Source organism: Streptomyces sp. NPDC006435 (assembly GCF_040612315.1).
Taxonomy (GTDB): Bacteria; Actinomycetota; Actinomycetes; order Streptomycetales; family Streptomycetaceae; genus Streptomyces.
Map to the genome: position 1 here is coordinate 1 of NZ_JBEXPY010000020.1, position 18,988 is coordinate 18,988.

Annotated in this window: 13 protein-coding genes and 1 pseudogene; 10 read left to right on the top strand and 4 right to left on the bottom strand. The window is 73.2% G+C overall.

The features are described from left to right. Together ABZZ04_RS20225 and ABZZ04_RS20230 are read left to right on the top strand one after the other, a co-directional pair. Positions 1-1,617 (top strand): annotated as a pseudogene (locus tag ABZZ04_RS20225) (hypothetical protein); the annotation flags it as partial. Then, the gene (locus ABZZ04_RS20230; RefSeq protein ID WP_356933582.1) at positions 1,618-2,370 is read left to right on the top strand and encodes a hypothetical protein; all 753 of its coding nucleotides are present in this window, start codon (positions 1,618-1,620) and stop codon (positions 2,368-2,370) included. Positions 2,371-2,447: 77 nt separating this feature from the next. On the opposite strand, the gene ABZZ04_RS20235 is transcribed toward ABZZ04_RS20230, so the two are convergent. Beyond that, positions 2,448-2,786: a hypothetical protein gene (locus ABZZ04_RS20235; protein WP_356933583.1), complete on the bottom strand. Its 339-nt coding sequence runs from the start codon at positions 2,784-2,786 to the stop codon at positions 2,448-2,450. An 81-nt stretch (positions 2,787-2,867) separates the two neighbouring features. Between ABZZ04_RS20235 and ABZZ04_RS20240 the strand changes: the two genes are divergently transcribed. The 3 genes from ABZZ04_RS20240 (at position 2,868) to ABZZ04_RS20250 (ending at position 5,191) form a co-directional block, all read left to right on the top strand. Continuing rightward, on the top strand, positions 2,868-3,251 hold the full coding sequence (locus tag ABZZ04_RS20240; RefSeq protein WP_356933584.1) for a hypothetical protein: 384 nt from the start codon (positions 2,868-2,870) through the stop codon (positions 3,249-3,251). A gap of 130 nt (positions 3,252-3,381) precedes the next feature. Next, positions 3,382-4,167 (top strand): hypothetical protein, encoded by a 786-nt coding sequence (locus ABZZ04_RS20245; RefSeq protein WP_356933585.1) that lies wholly within the window; start codon positions 3,382-3,384, stop codon positions 4,165-4,167. A gap of 490 nt (positions 4,168-4,657) precedes the next feature. Beyond that, positions 4,658-5,191, top strand: coding sequence for a hypothetical protein (locus tag ABZZ04_RS20250; protein ID WP_356933586.1), 534 nt, complete (start codon positions 4,658-4,660; stop codon positions 5,189-5,191). Between the two features lie 59 nt (positions 5,192-5,250). Here the strand turns inward: ABZZ04_RS20250 and ABZZ04_RS20255 are convergent, their stop codons facing one another. The 3 genes from ABZZ04_RS20255 to ABZZ04_RS20265 form a co-directional block, all read right to left on the bottom strand. Beyond that, positions 5,251-6,078: a sugar phosphate isomerase/epimerase family protein gene (locus ABZZ04_RS20255; protein WP_356933587.1), complete on the bottom strand. Its 828-nt coding sequence runs from the start codon at positions 6,076-6,078 to the stop codon at positions 5,251-5,253. After that, on the bottom strand, positions 6,075-7,217 hold the full coding sequence (locus tag ABZZ04_RS20260) for a dihydrodipicolinate synthase family protein (RefSeq protein WP_356933588.1): 1,143 nt from the start codon (positions 7,215-7,217) through the stop codon (positions 6,075-6,077). The genes ABZZ04_RS20255 and ABZZ04_RS20260 overlap by 4 nt, the downstream gene beginning before the upstream one ends. Positions 7,218-7,340: 123 nt before the next feature. After that, a complete protein-coding gene (locus ABZZ04_RS20265) occupies positions 7,341-8,492 on the bottom strand; it encodes a Gfo/Idh/MocA family oxidoreductase (protein WP_356933589.1) in 1,152 nt (383 codons plus the stop codon). Positions 8,493-8,632: 140 nt separating this feature from the next. On the opposite strand from ABZZ04_RS20265, the gene ABZZ04_RS20270 reads away from it, so the two are divergent. From ABZZ04_RS20270 to ABZZ04_RS20290, 5 genes are all read left to right on the top strand, one after another. Then, positions 8,633-9,736: a LacI family DNA-binding transcriptional regulator gene (locus ABZZ04_RS20270; protein ID WP_356933590.1), complete on the top strand. Its 1,104-nt coding sequence runs from the start codon at positions 8,633-8,635 to the stop codon at positions 9,734-9,736. 456 nt (positions 9,737-10,192) lie between these two features. Beyond that, positions 10,193-13,288, top strand: a complete 3,096-nt coding sequence (locus ABZZ04_RS20275; RefSeq protein ID WP_356933591.1) for a type 2 lanthipeptide synthetase LanM family protein — start codon at positions 10,193-10,195, stop codon at positions 13,286-13,288. A 152-nt stretch (positions 13,289-13,440) separates the two neighbouring features. After that, on the top strand, positions 13,441-13,632 hold the full coding sequence (locus ABZZ04_RS20280; protein WP_356933592.1) for a hypothetical protein: 192 nt from the start codon (positions 13,441-13,443) through the stop codon (positions 13,630-13,632). Positions 13,633-13,702: 70 nt separating this feature from the next. Next, positions 13,703-16,621, top strand: a complete 2,919-nt coding sequence (locus ABZZ04_RS20285) for an AAA family ATPase (protein ID WP_356933593.1) — start codon at positions 13,703-13,705, stop codon at positions 16,619-16,621. A 323-nt stretch (positions 16,622-16,944) separates the two neighbouring features. Beyond that, the gene (locus tag ABZZ04_RS20290) at positions 16,945-18,918 is read left to right on the top strand and encodes a BTAD domain-containing putative transcriptional regulator (protein WP_356933594.1); all 1,974 of its coding nucleotides are present in this window, start codon (positions 16,945-16,947) and stop codon (positions 18,916-18,918) included. The last annotated feature ends 70 nt before the right edge of the window (positions 18,919-18,988 follow it).

Below are 18,988 nucleotides of genomic sequence, written 5' to 3' on the forward strand. Positions count from 1 at the left end.
ATGACCTACATCGCCAAGGGCGCAGGCACCGGCCTGTCCAAGATCGGCGACATCACCAAGGGCCTCAAGGGCATCGGCAACATCGAAATCCCCAAGCTGCCGGACAATGCCGTGACGCTGCCCGACGGCTCGACGATGCTGCCCGACGGTACCTTCCACCTGCCCGACGGCACCAAGGTCCCCGACGGGGGCATCGAGCTGCCCAACGGGAGCGTCAAGTTCCCCGACGACGCCCCCGTGCTGCCCGAGGGCACCACCAAGCTCCCCACCGCCGCCGACGACCTCATCCAGTACGTCGACCGCGAGGGCAACCTCCTGGACAAGAACGGCGACGTCGTCCAGTCCGGCAAGGACGCCCTCGAGGAGCCCTCGCCCGACATCAACAACCCCGCCCCGCACACCGACAGCCCCGTCAACAGCCCCGTGAGGGAACCCGTCCCGGCCGGTGTCGGCGCCCGCAACGGCGACGACGTCATCCGCCTGGGCAGCGACCCCGCCGGCCTCGGCGACCTCGGCCGCATCGGCGACGACCTCCCCGGCGGCCAGATCGGCGACAACCTCCCCGGCGGCAACGCGGGCAACAACATCCCCACCGGGCACATCGGCGACAACCTGCCCCGCGGACAGGTCGGCGACAACCTCCCCGGCGGCCGCGCCGACGACCTCGGCCACACCCCCTCCAACAGCCACGAACCCCCCACCGGCGGACACGGCAACGACGGACCCGGCGGACACAACGACGGACCCAACACCCACCCCTCCGACGGCAGCCACAACAACGGCGGCCACCAGGACCCGCCCAACACCGGCGGCCACGGCAACGACGGACCCGGCAACCACAACGACGGACCCGGCGGAGGCGGACACAACGACGGCCCCGGCGACGGCCCCGGCAGCGGCGGCGACCACACCCCGGACAACACCGGCGGCCACGGCGACGGACCCGGCGCGCCCGACGAGCACGTCAGCAGCCTCGACCGTCCGCCGTCGGAACCGTTGTCCGCGGTCAGGCCGGACGGCGCGCGCTACGTCGACGAGCCCACCCCGCACGCGGGACGGGTCTACGACGAGATCCGGGCCACCCCCGACTCGGTGGACATTCCGGCGATCTCCAGGAACACCGGCATCGACCCGTCCGTGTTGCAGCGGGTCAAGACGCATCTGTTCCGCACCGAGCACGTGGTCGTCGCGGAGAAGGGCGTGGCCAGGGAGGGGCTCTTCACCCCGCGCGACGACATCGGCGATCTCTGGCAGGCGGCCGGGCAGCGTAGCCTGGAGCCGGACGAGGCGCTCAAACTCCAGCGCCTCATCGCTCACGAGTACATGGAAAGCCACCTCATGGAGGCAGGTCTCCCCTACGTGTTCGACAACGCGAATTCGTGGGAGGTCGACATGGTGAACGGTGTCGCCGACGGCCATTACCGCGCCTGGCCCGAGAGCTGGGCGGACGCGGGGGCCCACGAGCTCACGGTGAGTGAGCGCAGGGGCGGGTTCGCCCAGTGGGAGGGGCTGGGGCTCGATGCGCCGAAGATCGAACTGGCCACCGACCTCTCGAACATCGACGAGGTGATGGAGGCTGCCTTCCAGGAGCTCCGTTCGAAGGGACTGGACCTTTAAATGACCGATGGATCGACGCTCGCCCTGCTGGAGAGGTTGCGCGCGGCCGACTGGTCCGGCGACTGGGACCACGCCTTCGAGCACGCGCAGTCCCGCCGGCTGCTGATGCACGAGTACCTTCGACGGGCCGCGCTGTGGGCCCAGGCGTACGGTGCCGAGGCCGAATGGCCCTTCTTCGACGTCGCGCAATACGCCGACAAGGACTTCCGGCTCCCGCCGGAGCTCGCCGCGGAGCTCGACGCGTGCCTCAAGAAGGTCGCGTACGGCGCCCGGAAGACCTGTGGGGCCGCGGTGCGGCTCGCGGCGCTCCGCGAGCGGGGCGATGCCGCGCTGCCGGACCTGCCCGACCTCTACGAGCCCCTGGTCCTCTTCTACGAGCGGGGGGGCGAGTTCCTCCGGGACGGGGCCGGGCTCCTCGACCTGACCGGTGTGTCCGTCAGGCCCCGCGGTCTGCAGAACCACCTCGCGGACCGGCCCTTCCTCACGTTCGACGGGCATGTGCTGGACGCCCTGGACGCCAAGGGCCGGATCTCCTACCACGTGGCGGCCGACCGTTCGGGGCCCGTCCTGCGACGGCGTCTGCTCAGGTCGGAGCAGCACGACGAGGCGTTCACGCCGGAGTTGCGCTGGGAGCCGACGGATCTGCTCCGGCTCGCCGACGAGAAGCGGACCGACACCGTCTACGCGCAGATCGGTGACATCGAGGCGGCGGAGCTCCTCCAGGCGGCTTTCCGGGGCGTCTCGGGATCCTGACGACGGCGCCGTGGTGAAGGCTGTTCGTCAGGGCCCGCGACGCGCGACGCCCCCTCGCCCTGCTCGGCCTCACATGATCACGAAACGGACGTCACTCGACTTCGCCGAAGCCCTGGCGGTTGGGTGACCTCCGAAGAACCGGAATTCCTGGCTAGATCATGTTGAAGAACGAGCACGACGGCCACGCCTACGACGAGGACCAGGCCTACCAGGGTGGTGAGGGCCCTGTCGACGACATGCCCCGTCATGAACGACGAGCGTGTGATGTTCATGGTGCGGAAGCGGTTGATGATGCCCTCGGTCATGTCCTGGCAGACCGCGATCGAGGTCGACATGGCCCCGGCGGCCACGCCCATGGTGATGACGCCGGGCGTCGGATACCCCAGATACGCGTTCGGGCCGAGCAGCGCGAACACGGATCCGGCCAGACCCCGAAGATCTTCGGTGGAGGATACTGGCGAACGTTCCTTCCCTCGGCCCGCCAGCAGAGGACCTCCATGCAGATCGCCGACTTCTTTCAGGAACTCTGGCCCCCCTCGTTCGGGACCCCGAGGGGAAGCCTGCGGGATTTCCTCGCGCCGGACCCGTACGAGGACTCCGAGCGGATCACGGGATATCTGATCGGGGGGTACGAGGTCCTCAACATCATGGGGTCCTCCAAGGATGTGCTCGGCACCGGCAGGACCGTGCTCGGTGGCGACTCGGTCTTCTCCGACGGGGAGTGGATCTGGCGGGGGGACCTCTGGTTCTACGTCCGGACACATCACGTGGAGCTTCCCGAGGAGTTCCTCGCCCGCATCCGGCAGCACGGCTGTCTGGTGCCCGCCAAGGACCGGCACCGGGTGATCGAGATCGCCAGGTACGTCGCCGCCAATCTCTGACCGGTCGCTCCGGCCACCGGGTGCCGGAATCCCCGGCACCCGGCCGCGAACGGACTGCGGCGGTCGGCTGTCGCCGGGATCGGGGCCGTCGCGTTCATCAGGAGCTGCATCTGAAGGGATTCGATCTGAAGTGAGTACTGAGCTGCCGCGCGCGGTCCTGGAGCGGTTGCGCGCGGTCGACTGGTACGGCGACTGGGACGCGGCCAGCGGTCACTCGCGTTCCCGCGCCCTGCTGATGCGGGAGTACATGCGTCGCGCCGCGCTGTGGGCCCAGGCATGCGGCGCCGAGGAGAAGTGGCCCTTCTTCGACGTCACCGAGTTCGTCGACCCGGCGTTCCGGCCGGCCCCGGAGGTCGAGTCCGAGCTGGAGGATTACGTGGCGCACAACGTCGGCACGCCGTCCACGGCGAGGACGTGCCGAGGTGCCGTGCACTGGGCCGCGCTGCGGGAGCGGGGCGGGGTCGGCCTCCCGGACCTGCCGGACCCGTACGAGCCGTTGCTGCTCATGTACGAGCGGGGCGGCGGCTACTCGATCGAGGAGTTCATCGACCTGTACGGAGTGATGATCCCGTACGGCAACTTCGAGTCCAACCTCAACGCCGAGCCGTTCCTCACCCTGGCCCCGAGCACACTCGACACCCTCGATACCGAAGCGGCCGGCAGGATCACGTACTACGCGAGGGTCGGTGAGGGATATCCGCGCAGCAGCCCACGCGGCATCCTGCGGCGGCGTCTCGTCGGCCGGGAGGCGGAGACGCACGACGAGGCCTTCACCCGTGATCTCCGCTGGGAGCCGACCGAATACCTCCGACTGTACGAACTCGGACACAACGACATCGACCACGTGCAGATCTCCGAGCGGGAGGCTGCCGCGTTCATCGAATCGACGGTGGAGAAGCTCACCGGCCCCCGGTGAGCCGACGGCCTGCCGGTGACACTGCCGGGCCGTCGACCGGGGCGCCCAGGGATCCTGGCGGAGGGTCATGTCATGGTCGGGGGCTCCCTCGTGGGGGCGGAGCCCCCGGGAACGCGAAACGGGGTCCGGCCGAATCGGCCGGACCCCCCTCGTTTTCCCCCTCCGTCAGGGCTTCCCGATCCCCCCAGATCCCTCCCCGGAAGCACCCGACGCCAGATACGACTCGGCGGGGTGCCGAACGGTTGCACGCCTTGACGATCTCTTTACCCAGGGGACAAAAAACGCCTGTCGGCAGGCGTTTTCGGTGTATCGGGCGGCCGCTTCGGCGAGGACCTCGGCGCCGTCGCGGGCCCAGAGAGCCTCGTTCCGAGGGCCGGCGGTCGCGGGGCACCGCGCCGCCACTCGACGGGCCGGGTCCTGAGTGCTGTCCTCCGTCTGTGCGGCGCCTGTACGGTGTGCGTTCCGCCAGATCGCCAGAAAGGTGCCGAACGTGTCCCGTTCCCGTGTCCTCGCCTTCCCCCTCATAGCCCTCGCGGGAGCCGCGTTCGCCCTGGCCGGTTGTTCGTCGGACGGCGGCAGCTCCGGAAAGGAAGCAGTGTCCGATGGTACGGCGGGTGCGTCGGCCGATGCCGGTAAGGGCGACGGCGATGCCGGGGCGGGCAAGGGTTCCGCGCGCCTCACCTACACCGGGGGCGCCAGCGGCGAGGCGTCCATCGGGGAGGTGAGCTGCGCGGTACTGGGCGGGAAGCTGACCGCCGTCAACGCGCCTGACAACACCGGGAGTTCCGACCCGGCGAAGCCGTCCTTCAGTGCCCTCCTGAGCGACGGCAAGGCGATGACCACGTTTGTCACGGCGGACGGCAAGACGTATCTGCACGCCTCCTCGCCCGGGATCACCAGCCGGCAGAGCGGCGGGACCTGGGTCGTCACGGTGGCCGGGCTGAGTATGGGGCCGACCGACCTGAAGGGTGACTCGATCACCGTCGACGGCAGCATCACCTGCGGGTCCGTCGCCGGGATGTAGAGCCGCCGCCCCGTCCCCGGGGCCCGGACCGCACAGCCGGGCCCCGGGAGGAAACACGTTCAGCAGGCGTGTTCGGCGTACCGGGCCGCCACCTCGGCGAGGACCTCGGCGCCGTCGCGGGCCCAGAGGCCCTCGTTGAAGATCTCCACCTCGATCGGACCGTCGAAGCCGGTGGCCCCGACCAGCGAGCGGAAGGACCGGAAGTCCACCGCGCCGTCGCCGAGTTGGCCCCGGCCCAGCAGGACACCGGCCGGGAGCGGGGTGATCCAGTCGGCCAGCTGGAAGGAGTGGATGCGGCCGCCCGCACCCGCGCGGGCGATCTGCGCGGGCGCCTGGTCGTCCCACCAGATGTGGTACGTGTCGACGACCACGCCGACCTGTTCGGCGGGGAAGCGTTCCGCGATGTCCAGCGCCTGGGACAGGGTGGAGACGACGCAGCGGTCCGAGGCGAACATCGGGTGCAGCGGTTCGATCGCGAGGCGCACGCCGCGTTCGGCCGCGTACGGGGCCAGTTCCCCCAGTGCGTCCGCGACGCGTTCGCGGGCGCCGTTCAGGTCCTTGCTGCCTGCCGGGAGTCCGCCGGAGACCAGGACCAGGGTGTCCGTGGACAGGGCCGCCGCCTCGTCGATCGCGGCGCGGTTGTCGTCCAGGGCGCGGGCCCGTTCCGCCGGGTCGAGCGCGGTGAAGAAGCCGCCCCGGCAGAGGCTGGTGACGGCGAGGCCGTGGTCGGCGAGGAGGGCGGCGGCGCGCTCGACGCCGTACTCCTGGACGGGGCCCCGCCACAGGCCGACCTTGTCGATGCCCGCCTTCGCGCACCCCTCGGCCAGTTCGGGCAGGGACCACTGCTTGATGGTCTCCTGGTTGATGGAGAGACGGCCGTCGCTCATCGGGTGCCTCCGTTGACCGTGAGAAGTGCGCGCATCCGGGATTCGGCCAGTTCCGGGTCGGGGAACAGGCCCAGCCGGTCGGCGAGTTCGTACGCCTTCGCCAGGTGCGGCAGCGAGCGGGCGGACTGGAGCCCGCCGACCATGGTGAAGTGGTCCTGGTGGCCGGCCAGCCAGGCCAGGAACACGACACCCGTCTTGTAGAAGCGGGTGGGTGCCTGGAAGAGGTGGCGGGACAGTTCGACCGTGGGGTCGAGGAGGTTCCGGAACCCCTGGACGTCGCCGGTGTCCAGCACCCGTACCGCGTGGGCGGCCAGCGGGCCCAGCGGGTCGAAGATGCCGAGCAGGGCGTGGCTGAAGCCCTGCTCGTCGCCCGCGATCAGTTCGGGGTAGTTGAAGTCGTCGCCGGTGTAGCAGCGCACCCCGCCCGGGAGGCGGCGGCGGACGTCGATCTCGCGCTCCGCGTCGAGCAGGGAGATCTTGATGCCGTCGACCTTGTCCGGGTGCTCCGCGATGACCTTCAGGAACGTGTCGGTGGCGGCGTCGAGGTCCGAGGAGCCCCAGTAGCCGTCCAGCGCGGGGTCGAACATCGGGCCCAGCCAGTGCAGGACGACCGGTTCGGACGCCTGGCGCAGCAGGTGCGCGTACGTCTCCAGGTAGTCCTCGGGCCCCTTCGCCGCCGCGGCGAGCGCGCGGGAGGCCATCAGGATGGCCTGGGCGCCGCTCTCCTCGACGAGGGCGAGCTGCTCCTCGTACGCGGCGCGGACCTCGGCGAGGGTCGCGGGGCCGGTGAGCTGGTCGGTGCCGACGCCGCAGGCGATGCGGCCGCCGACGGCCTTCGCCTCGGCGGCGGAGCGGCGGATCAGTTCGGCCGCGCCGGCCCAGTCCAGGCCCATGCCGCGCTGGGCGGTGTCCATCGCCTCGGCGACGCCGAGGCCGTGCGACCAGAGGTGACGGCGGAAGGCGAGGGTGGCGTCCCAGTCGACGGCCGCCGGGGAGTCGGGGCTGATGTCGGCGTACGGGTCGGCGACGACGTGGGCCGCCGAGAAGACCGTGCGGGAGGCGAGCGGGCCGGCGCCGGGGGCCAGGTCGAGCGGTGTGGTGCGGGGCTCGTACGGGCCCTGCGGGAGGTGGATGGTCATACGCGGATCAGCTCCGGTGCGCGGTGCGGGAGGCGGGTCGTCGCGGGGAAGGCCCCGGGTTCCGGGTCGGGCGGGCGGCCGTCCCGGAGGCGGATCCGGGACGGCCGTGCGGGAGGGCGGACGTCACAGGGACAGCTCGGGGACGTCGAGGCGGCGGCCCTCCGCGTGGGACTTCAGGCCCAGCTCGGCGAGCTGCACGCCGCGGGCACCGGCCATCAGGTCCCAGCCGTACGGCTCGTCGAGCACGACGTGGCGCAGGAAGAGCTCCCACTGGGCCTTGAAGCCGTTGTCGAAGACGGCGTTGTCGGGGACTTCCTGCCACTGGTCGCGGAAGGACTCGGTGACCGGGAGGTCGGGGTTCCAGACCGGCTTGGGGGTGGCCGAGCGGTGCTGGACGCGGCAGTTGCGCAGGCCGGCGACGGCGGAGCCGTGCGTGCCGTCCACCTGGAACTCGACGAGCTCGTCGCGGTTGACGCGGACCGCCCAGGAGGAGTTGATCTGCGCGACCGCGCCGCTCTCCAGCTGGAAGACGCCGTACGCGGCGTCGTCGGCGGTGGCGGCGTACGGCTTGCCCTGCTCGTCCCAGCGCTGCGGGATGTGCGTCTGGACGTGCGCCTGGACGGTGGTGACCCGGCCGAACAGCTCGTGGAGCACGTACTCCCAGTGCGGGAACATGTCGACGACGATGCCGCCGCCGTCCTCCGCGCGGTAGTTCCAGGAGGGGCGCTGGGCCTCCTGCCAGTCGCCCTCGAAGACCCAGTAGCCGAACTCGCCGCGCACGGAGAGGATCTCGCCGAAGAAGCCGCCGTCGATGAGGCGCTTCAGCTTCAGCAGGCCCGGCAGGAAGATCTTGTCCTGGACGACGCCGTGCTTGATGCCGGCGTCGCGGGCGATGCGGGCCAGTTCCAGGGCGCCCTCGACGTCCGTGGCGGTGGGCTTCTCGGTGTAGACGTGCTTGCCCGCCGCGATCGCCTTCTTGATCGCCTCGACGCGGGCCGAGGTGACCTGGGCGTCGAAGTAGATGTCGATGCTGTCGTCGGCGAGCACCGCGTCGAGGTCGGTGGACCACTCGGTCAGGCCGTGCTTCGCGGCCAGCTCCTCCAGCGCGTGGGCGCGGCGGCCGACCAGCACGGGCTCGGGCCACAGCACGTCCCCGTCGCCGAGATCGAGGCCGCCCTGCTCGCGGATCGCGAGGATCGAGCGCACCAGGTGCTGCCGGTACCCCATGCGACCCGTGACGCCGTTCATGGCGATGCGCACTGTCCTGCGTGTCACGAAACTTCCTCCATGCAACCGTAGCAAGCGCTTTCTATCGGGGATGACGCTAGCCTGCCGACAGCAATCCGGACAAGAGGGGGCTCCCCGGCAGCTCCTCCCGCTCCCCGTCCCCCCACGTCACTCCTCGGAGGAAAGCGATGACAGTCACCCTGGCGGATGTGGCGGCCCGCGCCCGGGTGTCCCCGGCGACCGTCTCCCGCGTGCTGAACGGCAACTACCCCGTGGCCGCGTCCACCCGGGAGCGGGTGCTGCGCGCGGTGGACGACCTGGACTACGTGCTCAACGGCCCGGCGAGCTCGCTCGCGGCGGCCACGTCCGACCTGGTCGGCATCCTGGTCAACGACATCGCCGACCCGTTCTTCGGGATCATGGCGGGGGCGGCGCAGACCGAGATCGGCGGGCCGGGGGACGGTTCGGGCCGGGCGGGCGGCGAGAAGCTCGCCGTGGTCTGCAACACCGGCGGCTCGCCCGAGCGCGAGCTCACCTACCTCACCCTGCTCCAGCGCCAGCGCGCCGCGGCCGTGGTGCTGACCGGGGGCGCCGTGGAGGACCCGGCGCACCGGGCCGCGATGTCCGCCAAGCTGACCCGGCTCGCGGACGCGGGCACCCGGGTGGTGCTGTGCGGGCGGCCCCCGCTGCCGGACAACGAGGCGGTCGTGGCCACACTGGCCTTCGACAACCGGGGCGGGGGCCGTCGCCTCACCGAGCACCTGCTCGCGCTGGGCCACCGGCGGATCGGCTACGTCGCGGGCCCCTCGGAGCGCACGACGACCCGCCACCGCCTGGAGGGACACCTGGAGGCGATGCGCGCGGCGGGACTCGTCGGCGCCGCCGCGGACACGGGGACGCCCCCGCCCGGCGGGTACGAGGACCGGCTCGTCGTCCACGGCCCCTACGACCGGCGGTCGGGCTACGACGCCACGGTCGAACTCCTGCGCCGTGAACCGGAGGTGACGGCCGTCGTCGCCGCGAACGACACGGTGGCGCTGGGCGCGAGCGCGGCGATCCGGGACCGCGGGCTGCGCATCCCCGAGGACGTCTCGGTGGCGGGCTTCGACGACCTGCCGTTCTCGGTGGACGCGGTGCCGGCGCTGACGACGGTACGGCTGCCGCTCTTCGAGGCGGGGGCGCGGGCGGGGCGGCTGGCCATGGGCAAGGAGAACCCGCCGCCCGGCGGGATCGCCACGATCCCGGCCGAGCTGATGGTCCGCGGCTCGACGGCACCGCCCCGGGGGCGGTGAGCGCGCGAATTCCGGTGAGCGGGCGGGGAGTTCCGGTGAGTTCACGCGGATTCCGGTGAGCGGGCGGGGAGTTCCGGTGAGTTCACGCGGATTCCGGTGAGCGGGTGGGGAGTTCTGGTGAGTTCACGCGGATTCTGGTGAGTGGGTGGGGGGGTTCTGGTCTTCCGGTACCAGCCCCCGCCCCGGTGACAGGCCCGCCACGGCACCCGCAACGGCCCCGGACCCGCCCCCGCGACGGCGCCCGCAACGCTCCTGACACGCCCTCGACCAGGGCTTTTCCGGAGCTCTTCCAGTACTCGACCGGTACTCGACCGGTGTTGTACCGGGGCCCGTCCCGGTCTCCGTCCGGGTTCCGGCAGAAAGATGGGGGCGTTGCCCCCATGCCTTGCGGAGCCTCCACCGGAAGTATGGGGTTCGGCGGACCGGTCGGTGCCGGCGCCGGACCGAGGAGGTGCGATGACGGAGATCGATACGGGCGGCAACGAACGGCTGTGCGTCTCTTCCGCGTCACGCCCGTCCGCGGCAGCGGGACACCCCGCCGATGCGGTCGGCCTGCTGGAGGCCGAGCGGCCCGCGACGCCCGAGGTCTCCGAGGCCCCCGGGGCCCCCGGGGCCTCCTGGGCGGACGGCCCGTGGTGGCAGCCCGCGCTGACCGGGGAGCAGTCCCGCACCCGCATCCCTGACTGGGCGCTGTTCGTCCGGGACGCGGTATCCGCCGCCCCCGAGAGGGCGGAGATCTCCGACGAGGAGGACCGGCCGGGGCTGCGCGGGTTCGAGTGCGTCCTCGCCCCGTTCACCGCCTGCGCGGCGCGGCGGATGCTGGACGGGTTACCCCCGCGGGTGGGCAGGTGCGCCGATCTGGACGCCGTGCGCGACGACTTCGAGCGCCATCTGGCCCGGCGGCTCGCCCGGCTCGCCGCCCGGACCCTGGTCCTGGAGCTGCACACGGCGCGGCGGGACGGCCGGCTCACCGGGGCGGCCTCCGAGGACCGGTTCACGGACTTCCTGCGGCTGACCGGTTCCCGGTCCGGGCTGGCCGCGCTCTGCACCGCGTACCCCGTACTGGCCCGGATCCTGGCGCGTGCCGCGCTCGACGCCGCCGCCGCGCTGGCCGAGATGCTCGTACGGTTCGCCGCGGACCGTCCGGCGCTGCCGGGCGTCCGCATCGTCCCCGGAGGAACCCCGTCCCAGGGGGATTCCTCCGGGGCGGGCACGGACGCCGGGCGGCTGGTGGGGGTCGTGCCGGGGGCCGGGGACGGCCACCGGGGCGGGCGCACCGTGATGCTGCTCCGGTTCGAGGACGGCACCCGGCTGGTCTACAAGCCGCGCCCGCTCGCCGCGCACCGGCATTTCAACGAGCTGGTCCAGTGGTTCAACGCGCTGCCCGGCACGCCCGGCCTGCGTACGCTCGCCCTGCTGGACCGGGGGCCGTACGGCTGGGTGGAGTTCGTCGCGGAACGGCCCTGCCGCTCGGCCCGTCAGATCGAGGTCTTCTACCGGCGCCAGGGGGCCCTGCTGGCCCTGCTGCACGTGCTGGACGGCACCGACCTGCACCACGAGAACCTGATCGCGGACGGGGAGCACCCGGTGCTCGTCGACGTCGAGACGCTGTTCCACCCGCCGCTGCCCGCCGCGGCCTCGGACGACCCGGCGGCCCGCGCCCTGCACGACTCGGTGCACCGGGTGGGGCTGCTGCCGCAACTGCTCGTCGGGGACGAGACGGCGCTCGACATGTCCGGGATCGGCGGCGGACAGGCGGCCGACTCCCCGGTCCGCAGCGCCGACTGGGCCGACGCGGGGACCGACCGGATGCGGCTGGTGCGCCGGACCGCCCGGTTCGGCGAGTCGGCCAACCGGCCCCGGCTGACCGGAACGCCCGCCGACCCGTCCGCCTTCACCCGCGCACTGTGCACCGGATTCCGCGCCGGATACACCGCGATCAAGGCGGCCCGTGCCGAACTCCTGCGCCCCGGCAGCCTGTTGGAACGTTTCGCGCACGACGAGGTGCGGGTGGTGGCACGGCCCACCTGGGTGTACTCCTCGCTCCTGGACGAATCCACGCACCCGGACCTGATGAGGGACGCCACCGAACGGCACGAGGTGCTCGCGCTGCTGGGCACCGACGCACTGGGCTCCTCCGCGCTGCCCGACCTGCTGGACGAGGAGATCGCCCAGCTCTGGGCGGGGGACGTGCCCCTGTTCACCGCCGTGCCCGAACGCACCGACCTGTGGAGCGGGAACGGCCGGCTGCTGCCCGGGACGCTCGCCCGGACGGGACTGTCCCTGGTCCGGGAGAAGCTGACGGCCATGGACACGGTGGACCGGCAGGACCAGGAGCGGATCATCCGCGCCGCGATGGTGACCACCTCCCGCGAACCCGCCCACATCGCCGGTCCCGGCCCGCGCCGGGCCCGTACGGCCGCGACCGCGCCGGAACCGGAGCAACTGCTCGCGGCGGCCCGCTCGGTCGGCGACCAACTGGTCTCCCAGGCCTACTCAGGGCCCACCCGGCTGAACTGGATCGGCCTGGAACTGCTCGGCGAGCGCTACTGGCGGCTGGGCCCGATGGCCGCCGACGTGGCGGGCGGCTACACCGGTACGGCGTGCTTCCTCGCCCAGCTCGCCTCGCTCACCGGGGCGGACCGGTACGCGGCGGCGGCCCGGGACGCGCTGGCGCCCCTCGCCGGGCTGCTGGACGCGCTGCACTCCCGCCCGGACGACCTGGGCCCGGTGGGCTCGGGCGCGTTCGCCGGGCTCGGCGGCATCGCGTACGTACTGGCCCAGGTCTCGGACACGCTGGACGACCCACACCTCGGCGAACTGGTGCTGCCCGCACTGCGGTTGACCGGTGCCGCGGCGAGTGCCGAGAGCGAGTACGGGGTGCGCGGGGGCACGGCCGGCGGGCTGGTCGGTCTGCTCGCCGGGTACCGGACCACCGGACGGGCCGATGTGTGGCGCGGGGCGGAACGCTGCGCCGGGCTGCTGCGCGAGGCGCCGTTGCCGGACGCGCCGGGGTTCGCCGACGGGTCCGCCGGGATCGGCTGGGCGCTGCTGCGCTTCGCCGAGGCGGGCGGCGGCGAACCGTACCGCACCTCGGGGCTCGCCGCGCTGCGGGCCGCGACCGGTGCGGTGGGCCCGGACGTCTCCTGGTGCCGGGGCCGGACCGGCGTGGCACTGGCCGTGCTGGACAGCCCGGCGGCGCGGACCGACCCGACGCTGTCCGCCTGGGCGCGCGAGGCGGCGGCGGACATCGCGCGGTCCGAGCCGCCGCCGGACGACAGCCTGTGCCACGGCGAGCTCGGCGTCCTCGAACTGCTGCGCCTCGGCGAGCCCTCGGGCGCGCGCACCCGCTGGGTGGAGCGGGCCGGGGCACTGCTCGCGGCGGCCGACCGGGCGAAGCCGCGCTGCGGCACCCCCGGCCAGGTACCGCACCCGGGGCTGCTGACCGGTCTCGCGGGCATCGGGCACGGGCTGCTGCGGGCGGGCTTCCCCGACCGGGTGCCGTCGCTGCTGCTGCTCGCCGGACCCACCGCACCCGCCGCACCCCACTGACCACCCTCACGCCCTTCCTCCCCCGTCCCTCCCCTCCGTTCCTCCCCTCCGTTCCCTCTCTCCCGTTCCTTCTCCTCCGTTCCTCCTCCCTCGCACCGCTCACCACCGCACGGTTCACGGAACGACAACCCCCTACAGAAGAGGCAGAGATCATGCAGAGCACCGAAGCTTCCGCCATCCTCTCCAGCGACTCCATGGACGACTTCGCCGACGAGCACCCCGCCGGCAGGATCACCCTGGGTGCGAGCGGCAGACTCGCTCTGCGCAGCAGCATCCTCAGCTCCACGGACGGCAACAACGGCTGCACCACGGACCTGCCGTGGACCACCATGACCTGGAACTGACTTAACTCCTTTTCAGATCAAGAGATTTGACGCGCTGACCGGCGGGCAGTGCCTCGAGTAGCCTGCGTACATGCGTGCCACTTCGTCGGTGATTGTCGGGCGAGCCGCTGAGACCGGCCTGCTGAGCGACGCCCTGGACACCACATCCCGGTGTTCGGGGCGTGCGGTCTTCTTCGTGGGGGACGCGGGCATCGGCAAATCACGGCTGGCGGGCGAGTGCGCCTACCGGGCGTACGAGCGCGGCATGCCGGTGCTGCGCGGCAGGGCCACGTCGACCGGGCTCGTGGTGCCGTTCCGCCCGTTGATCGAGGCGCTGTCCTCACGGTTCCGGGCGGCCGGCACGCCCACCGACCCGGAGCTGGACCCGTACCGTCCGGCGCTGGCCCGGCTGGTGCCGGAGTGGCGCCAGGGCTCCTCCCCCGGCTATCCGGAGACGGTGGTCGAGCTGGCGGAGGCGCTGCTGCGGCTGCTGTCGGTGCTCGGCCAGGAACGCGGCTGCGTGATCCTGCTGGAGGACCTGCACGACTCCGACACCGAGACGATCGCGGTGGTGGAGTACGTCATCGACAACGTGGCGGACCTGCCGGTACTGCTGCTGGGGACCCTGCGTCCGGAGCCCGGCGTCGCCCTGGACCTGGTGCGTTCGGCGGAGCAGCGGCAGGTCGCCACCGTGCGCGAGCTGGCCCCGCTCGGCGACGCGGACGTGCGGGAGATGGCCGCCTCGTGCCTGGAGGCCGACCCGGACGAGGTGCCGCGGACCACCCACGAACGGCTGGCCGGGCGGGCGGGCGGCAATCCGTACCTGGTCGAGGTGCTGCTCGCCGACCTGCTCGACTCCGGCCAGCTGCGCCGCGCCGGGGACCGGTGGGAGGAGCACGTCAACCCGGACGCCTCGGTGCCGACCGGGGTGGTGCGCAGCTGGTCGCGGCGGCTGGACCGGTTCGACGAACCGGTGCGCGAACTGCTCCTGTGCGCGGCCACGCTGGGCAGCCGGTTCTCGGTGACCGTGCTCCAGACCGTCACCGGTTTCGACGACCGCACGCTCTTCAGCCATCTGCGTTCCGCCGTCGAGGCGAACATCATCGCCCCCGACGGGGCGGACCCCGACCGCTACACCTTCCGGCACGCGCTGACCGCCGAGGCCCTGGTGGCCTCGCTGGCACCGGCCGAGCGGGCCGCCACGGCCCGTCGCGCGGCCCTGTCGCTGGCCGCCGTGGTGCATGAACTCGGTGATGAGCAGCGGCAGTTGATGGCGACCTTGCAACTCGCCGGGGGCGACCGGCACGGTGCCGCCCGGCAGTTCGCCGCCGTCGGCCGCCGGATGCTGACGGCGGGTGCGTCCGGTTCCGCCGTCATCCTGCTGGAGCGGGCCCGTTCGCTCGCCCACGAGAGCGATCTGCGGAGCGTCACGGAGTCGCTCGCGGTCGCCCATGCCGAGGCCGGTGAGCTCGACACGGCCCTGGCGCTGACCGGGGAGCTCCCGCCGGTGCCCCCGCGCTCGGACGCCTCCGAGCAGCGCGGGGAGACCCACATCAAGATCGCCTGGGCGGCCGTGATGGCGGAGCGGATGGAGGAGGCGGCCGGGCAGATCCGGGCCGCGCGGGGCGTTCTCGGTACGGCCGTCCGCCCCGAGCAGCAGGCGGCGCTCGACGTGGTGGACGGCCATCTGGCCCTGCTGCCCGGCCATGCCGACCACGGACAGCAGGGGCGCGCGCAGGACGCGGCGCGCCGGGCCGCTGCCGTCGCGGAGGAACGCAGCCTTCCCGTGGTGGCCTGCCAGGCGTGGCAGTTACTGGCACTGCTGTCGCGGGAGCGCGGCTTCGACGAGGCCGACGCGTGCCTGGAACGGATGCTCGCGGTGTCCGAGCAGCACTCCCTGCCGGTGTGGCGGGTGGAGGCGCTGGTCCGGCTCGGCGCCAACACGTTCATGCGCACCGGTGACCCGGCCCGGCTGGAGACGGCCCGCACCGCCGCCCAGTCGCTGGGTGCGCTGGTGCCGACCCAGACCGTGGACGGGCTGCTCGCCATGAACGCGGTGATGCGCGGCGAGTGGGACGGGGCGCACGAGATCATCGAGCGTTCGGTGGCCGCCAGCGCGCGGGTCCGCAATCTGGGGGCGCACCGCTACCTGCTGCTGGCCTCGGCGACGCTCGCCGCGCACCGGGGCCGAAGACGGGACCTGGACCGGGCCATGGTCCGGTTCCGCCGGGCGGGCGGCGAGGAGTCCTTGCTCGTACCGCTGCAACTGGGGCTCTGCCGTGCCTTCGCTGCGCTGCTGGAGGAGGACCGCGAGCGTGCGCTGGCCGATCTCGACACCTCGCTGGCCTGGGAGCGCGAGAACCCCAGTTTCTTCTATCTGAGCGGGCGTTACGGCCTGCGTCCGCTGCTGCGGGTCCTCGACGGGCGGGACGGCCGGGCGGAGCTCGGCACGATTCTGGAGAGCCCCGGCGCGGACCTGGCGTGGAACCAGCTGTTCCTGCGGCTGGCCGACGGTGTCCTGCACGGCCGGGAGGGCGACACGGAGCGCGCCGCCCGGACGGTCCGCTCCGCCGTCGCCGATGCCGTCGCCTTCCCCCTCGCCCGCCACCTGGGGCTGCGGCTGGTCGCCGGCGCGGCGCTCGCCGAGAAGTGGGGCGAGCCGGTGAGCTGGCTGCGGGCGTCGGAGGAGTACTTCTACGGGGCGGGCATCCAGCCGGTCGCGGCGGCGTGCCGGGCGGAACTGCGGCAGGCGGGGGCCAGCGTCGGGCAGCACCGGGGCGGCTGGGACCGCATCCCGGCCGCCCTGCGGACGAGCGGTGTGACGCCGCGCGAGTACGAGGTCTTCGTCCTGCTGGCGGAGCGTCCGGGCAACCAGCAGATAGCCCGACGGCTGTCCATCTCGCCACGCACGGTGGAGAAGCACATGGCGAGCCTGCTGAACAAGACGGGGCGCGCGGACCGGGCGGCCCTGTGCGAGTTCTCCGCCGAGTGCGCGGCGGAACGCGACTGAGCGGCGGAGCACACCCGGACGACGGGGGCCGACGGGGTGGCGGACGGAGTGCCGGGCGGGGCGACGGGATACGGGACGGCGAGGCGGTGGGCGGGGTGACGGGGTGACGGGGTGACGGGCGGTGCTTCGAGGGGCCCGTGATGTCCCTGTCAGGTACGGAGTACGGGCGTGCGGGCCCAACATGGGGGTGCGGAGCGGTTTTGGTCGGGCGCCGTTACGGAACATGCGGGTCCGGCCCCGATGTGGGGGTCGCCGTTCCCGGCGGACCATCCAGGGACATGCCCGGCAAGCCACCCAGTCCCCCGTTCTTCGGAGGCCCGTCCATGACCCGACACCCCACCCGCACCCCGTCGTCCGGTGCGCTGAGTCTCTCGGTCCTCGGACCGCTCTCCGGGTACCGGGACGGGCGGCCGCTGCTCCTCGGGCCGCGCAAGCAGCGGCTGGTCCTGGCCATGCTGCTCAGCCGGCCCAACACTCCGGTACCGGTGGACGTGCTCACCGACGCGGTGTGGCCGGACGCGCCGCCCCGTACGGCGCGCAAGAACCTCCAGGTGTACATCAGTTCCGCGCGGGCGCTGCTCGGCGCGCGATGTCCCGGCGGGCCGGACGGCGACGGCGACGGCGGGGAGCGGCTGGTGCACTCCTTCGGCGGTTATCTGCTGCGGGTCGGCGAGGACGAGCTGGACACCCTGCGGTTCCGTTCACTGGCCGCGGCCGGCCGGCGGGCCGCCGACGACGGCGATCCGCGGGCCGCCGCCGGTCTGCTGCGCCGGGCGCTGGACCTGTGGCAGGGGCCGCCGATGCACGATCTGCGGGACTCGCCGGAGGTGGCCGCGGAGGCGGAGCGGCTGGAGGCCCGGTGCCTGACCGTGCACGAGGACTGGGCCGAGACGGAGATCTCGCTTGGGCGGGCGCCCGCCGTCGTGGACGGGCTGCGGGACCTCGCCGAACAGCACCCCCTGCGCGAACGCGTCCGGGCCGCGTGGATGGACGCCCTGCACCGGACCGGCCGCCGGGCCGAGGCGCTCGCCGTGTACGACGACTACCGCCAGTTGCTGGCGAGGGAGTTGGGCCTGGAGCCGGGGGCGGCCATCGCCGCCCGGCACCGTGCGATGCTGACCGGCCGGGACGGCGCGGACCGGCCGAGGGCGGCGGTCCCGGCGCGCCGGGCCGAGTCGCTGCGGACGGTGCTGCCCGCCGGGACGCCCGACTTCACCGGCCGGGGCGAGCAGTTGCGGGAGCTGCTGGACGTCCTGGGCGGGGAGAACGGCCGGGTGGTGGCGGTCACCGGGGCCGCGGGGACCGGGAAGACGGCCCTCGCGGTGCAGGCGGCGCATCTGCTGGCGGAGCGGTTCCCGGACGGCCGGATCCACATCCGGGTCCGTGACGAGCAGGGGGCGGTGCGCCCCGCGTCGGCGCTCGTCGGCGAACTGGCCCGGCTGACCGGCGACCCGCACCGGGCGGAGCCGATGACGGACCCGGAGCACTGGCGGCACTGGCTGGCCACGCACCGTTCGCTGGTCGTGCTCGACGACGTGCCGGACGAGGCGGCGGTACGGGCCCTGCTGCCGGGCACCGGCGGCAGTTCGTTCGTCCTGACGGCGCGCGGTCAGCTGGCCGGGCTCGCGCCGGTGCACCGGATCGCGCTGCCGCCGCTGGCCCCCGCCGAGGCGCTGGCGCTGCTGGGCCGGCTGATCGGGGCGGGGCGGGTGGGCCTGGACCGGGCCGCCGCCCTGCGCATGGCCGACGCCTGCGGGCTGCTTCCGCTGGCGGTGCGGGTGAGCGGGATGCGGCTGGCGGTGCTGCGGCACCTGCCGCTGGCCGAGTACGCGGAACGGCTGGCCGATCCGGCCGGGGCGCTGGACGAGTTGGTGGCCGGTGACATCTCGGTACGGGACCGGCTGGCCTCCGGCTGGCGGGACCTGTCGCCCGGGAGCGGACTGGCGCTGACCCGGCTGGCCTCCGCCGTCCACGAGGGGCCGTTCACCCTGCCGGAGGCCATGACGGCGCTCGGCTGCGGCGAGCGGCAGGCGCTGCGGGTGGTGGAGTCGCTGATCGACGCCGGGGCGGTGACCTCCCCCAGCGGCGAGGTCACCGCGCACTCCGTGCTGTACGAACTGCCGCGCCTGACGGGGCTGTACGCCCGCGAACTCACCGCCGCGGGGCCGGAGCCGGTCCCGGAGCCGGTCCAGGTGTCGGTCCCGGGGGCGGTCCAGGGGCGGACCCAGGGGTCGGTCCCGGGGCCCGTACCGGAGCCCGACGGACCGGCGGCCCGCGCCGCGATACCGGTGGGCTGACCCGGGCCGGATCAGCCCACCGCACCCGGCACACGCCGATCGCCCCGCACCGTACGGTGCGGGGCGATCG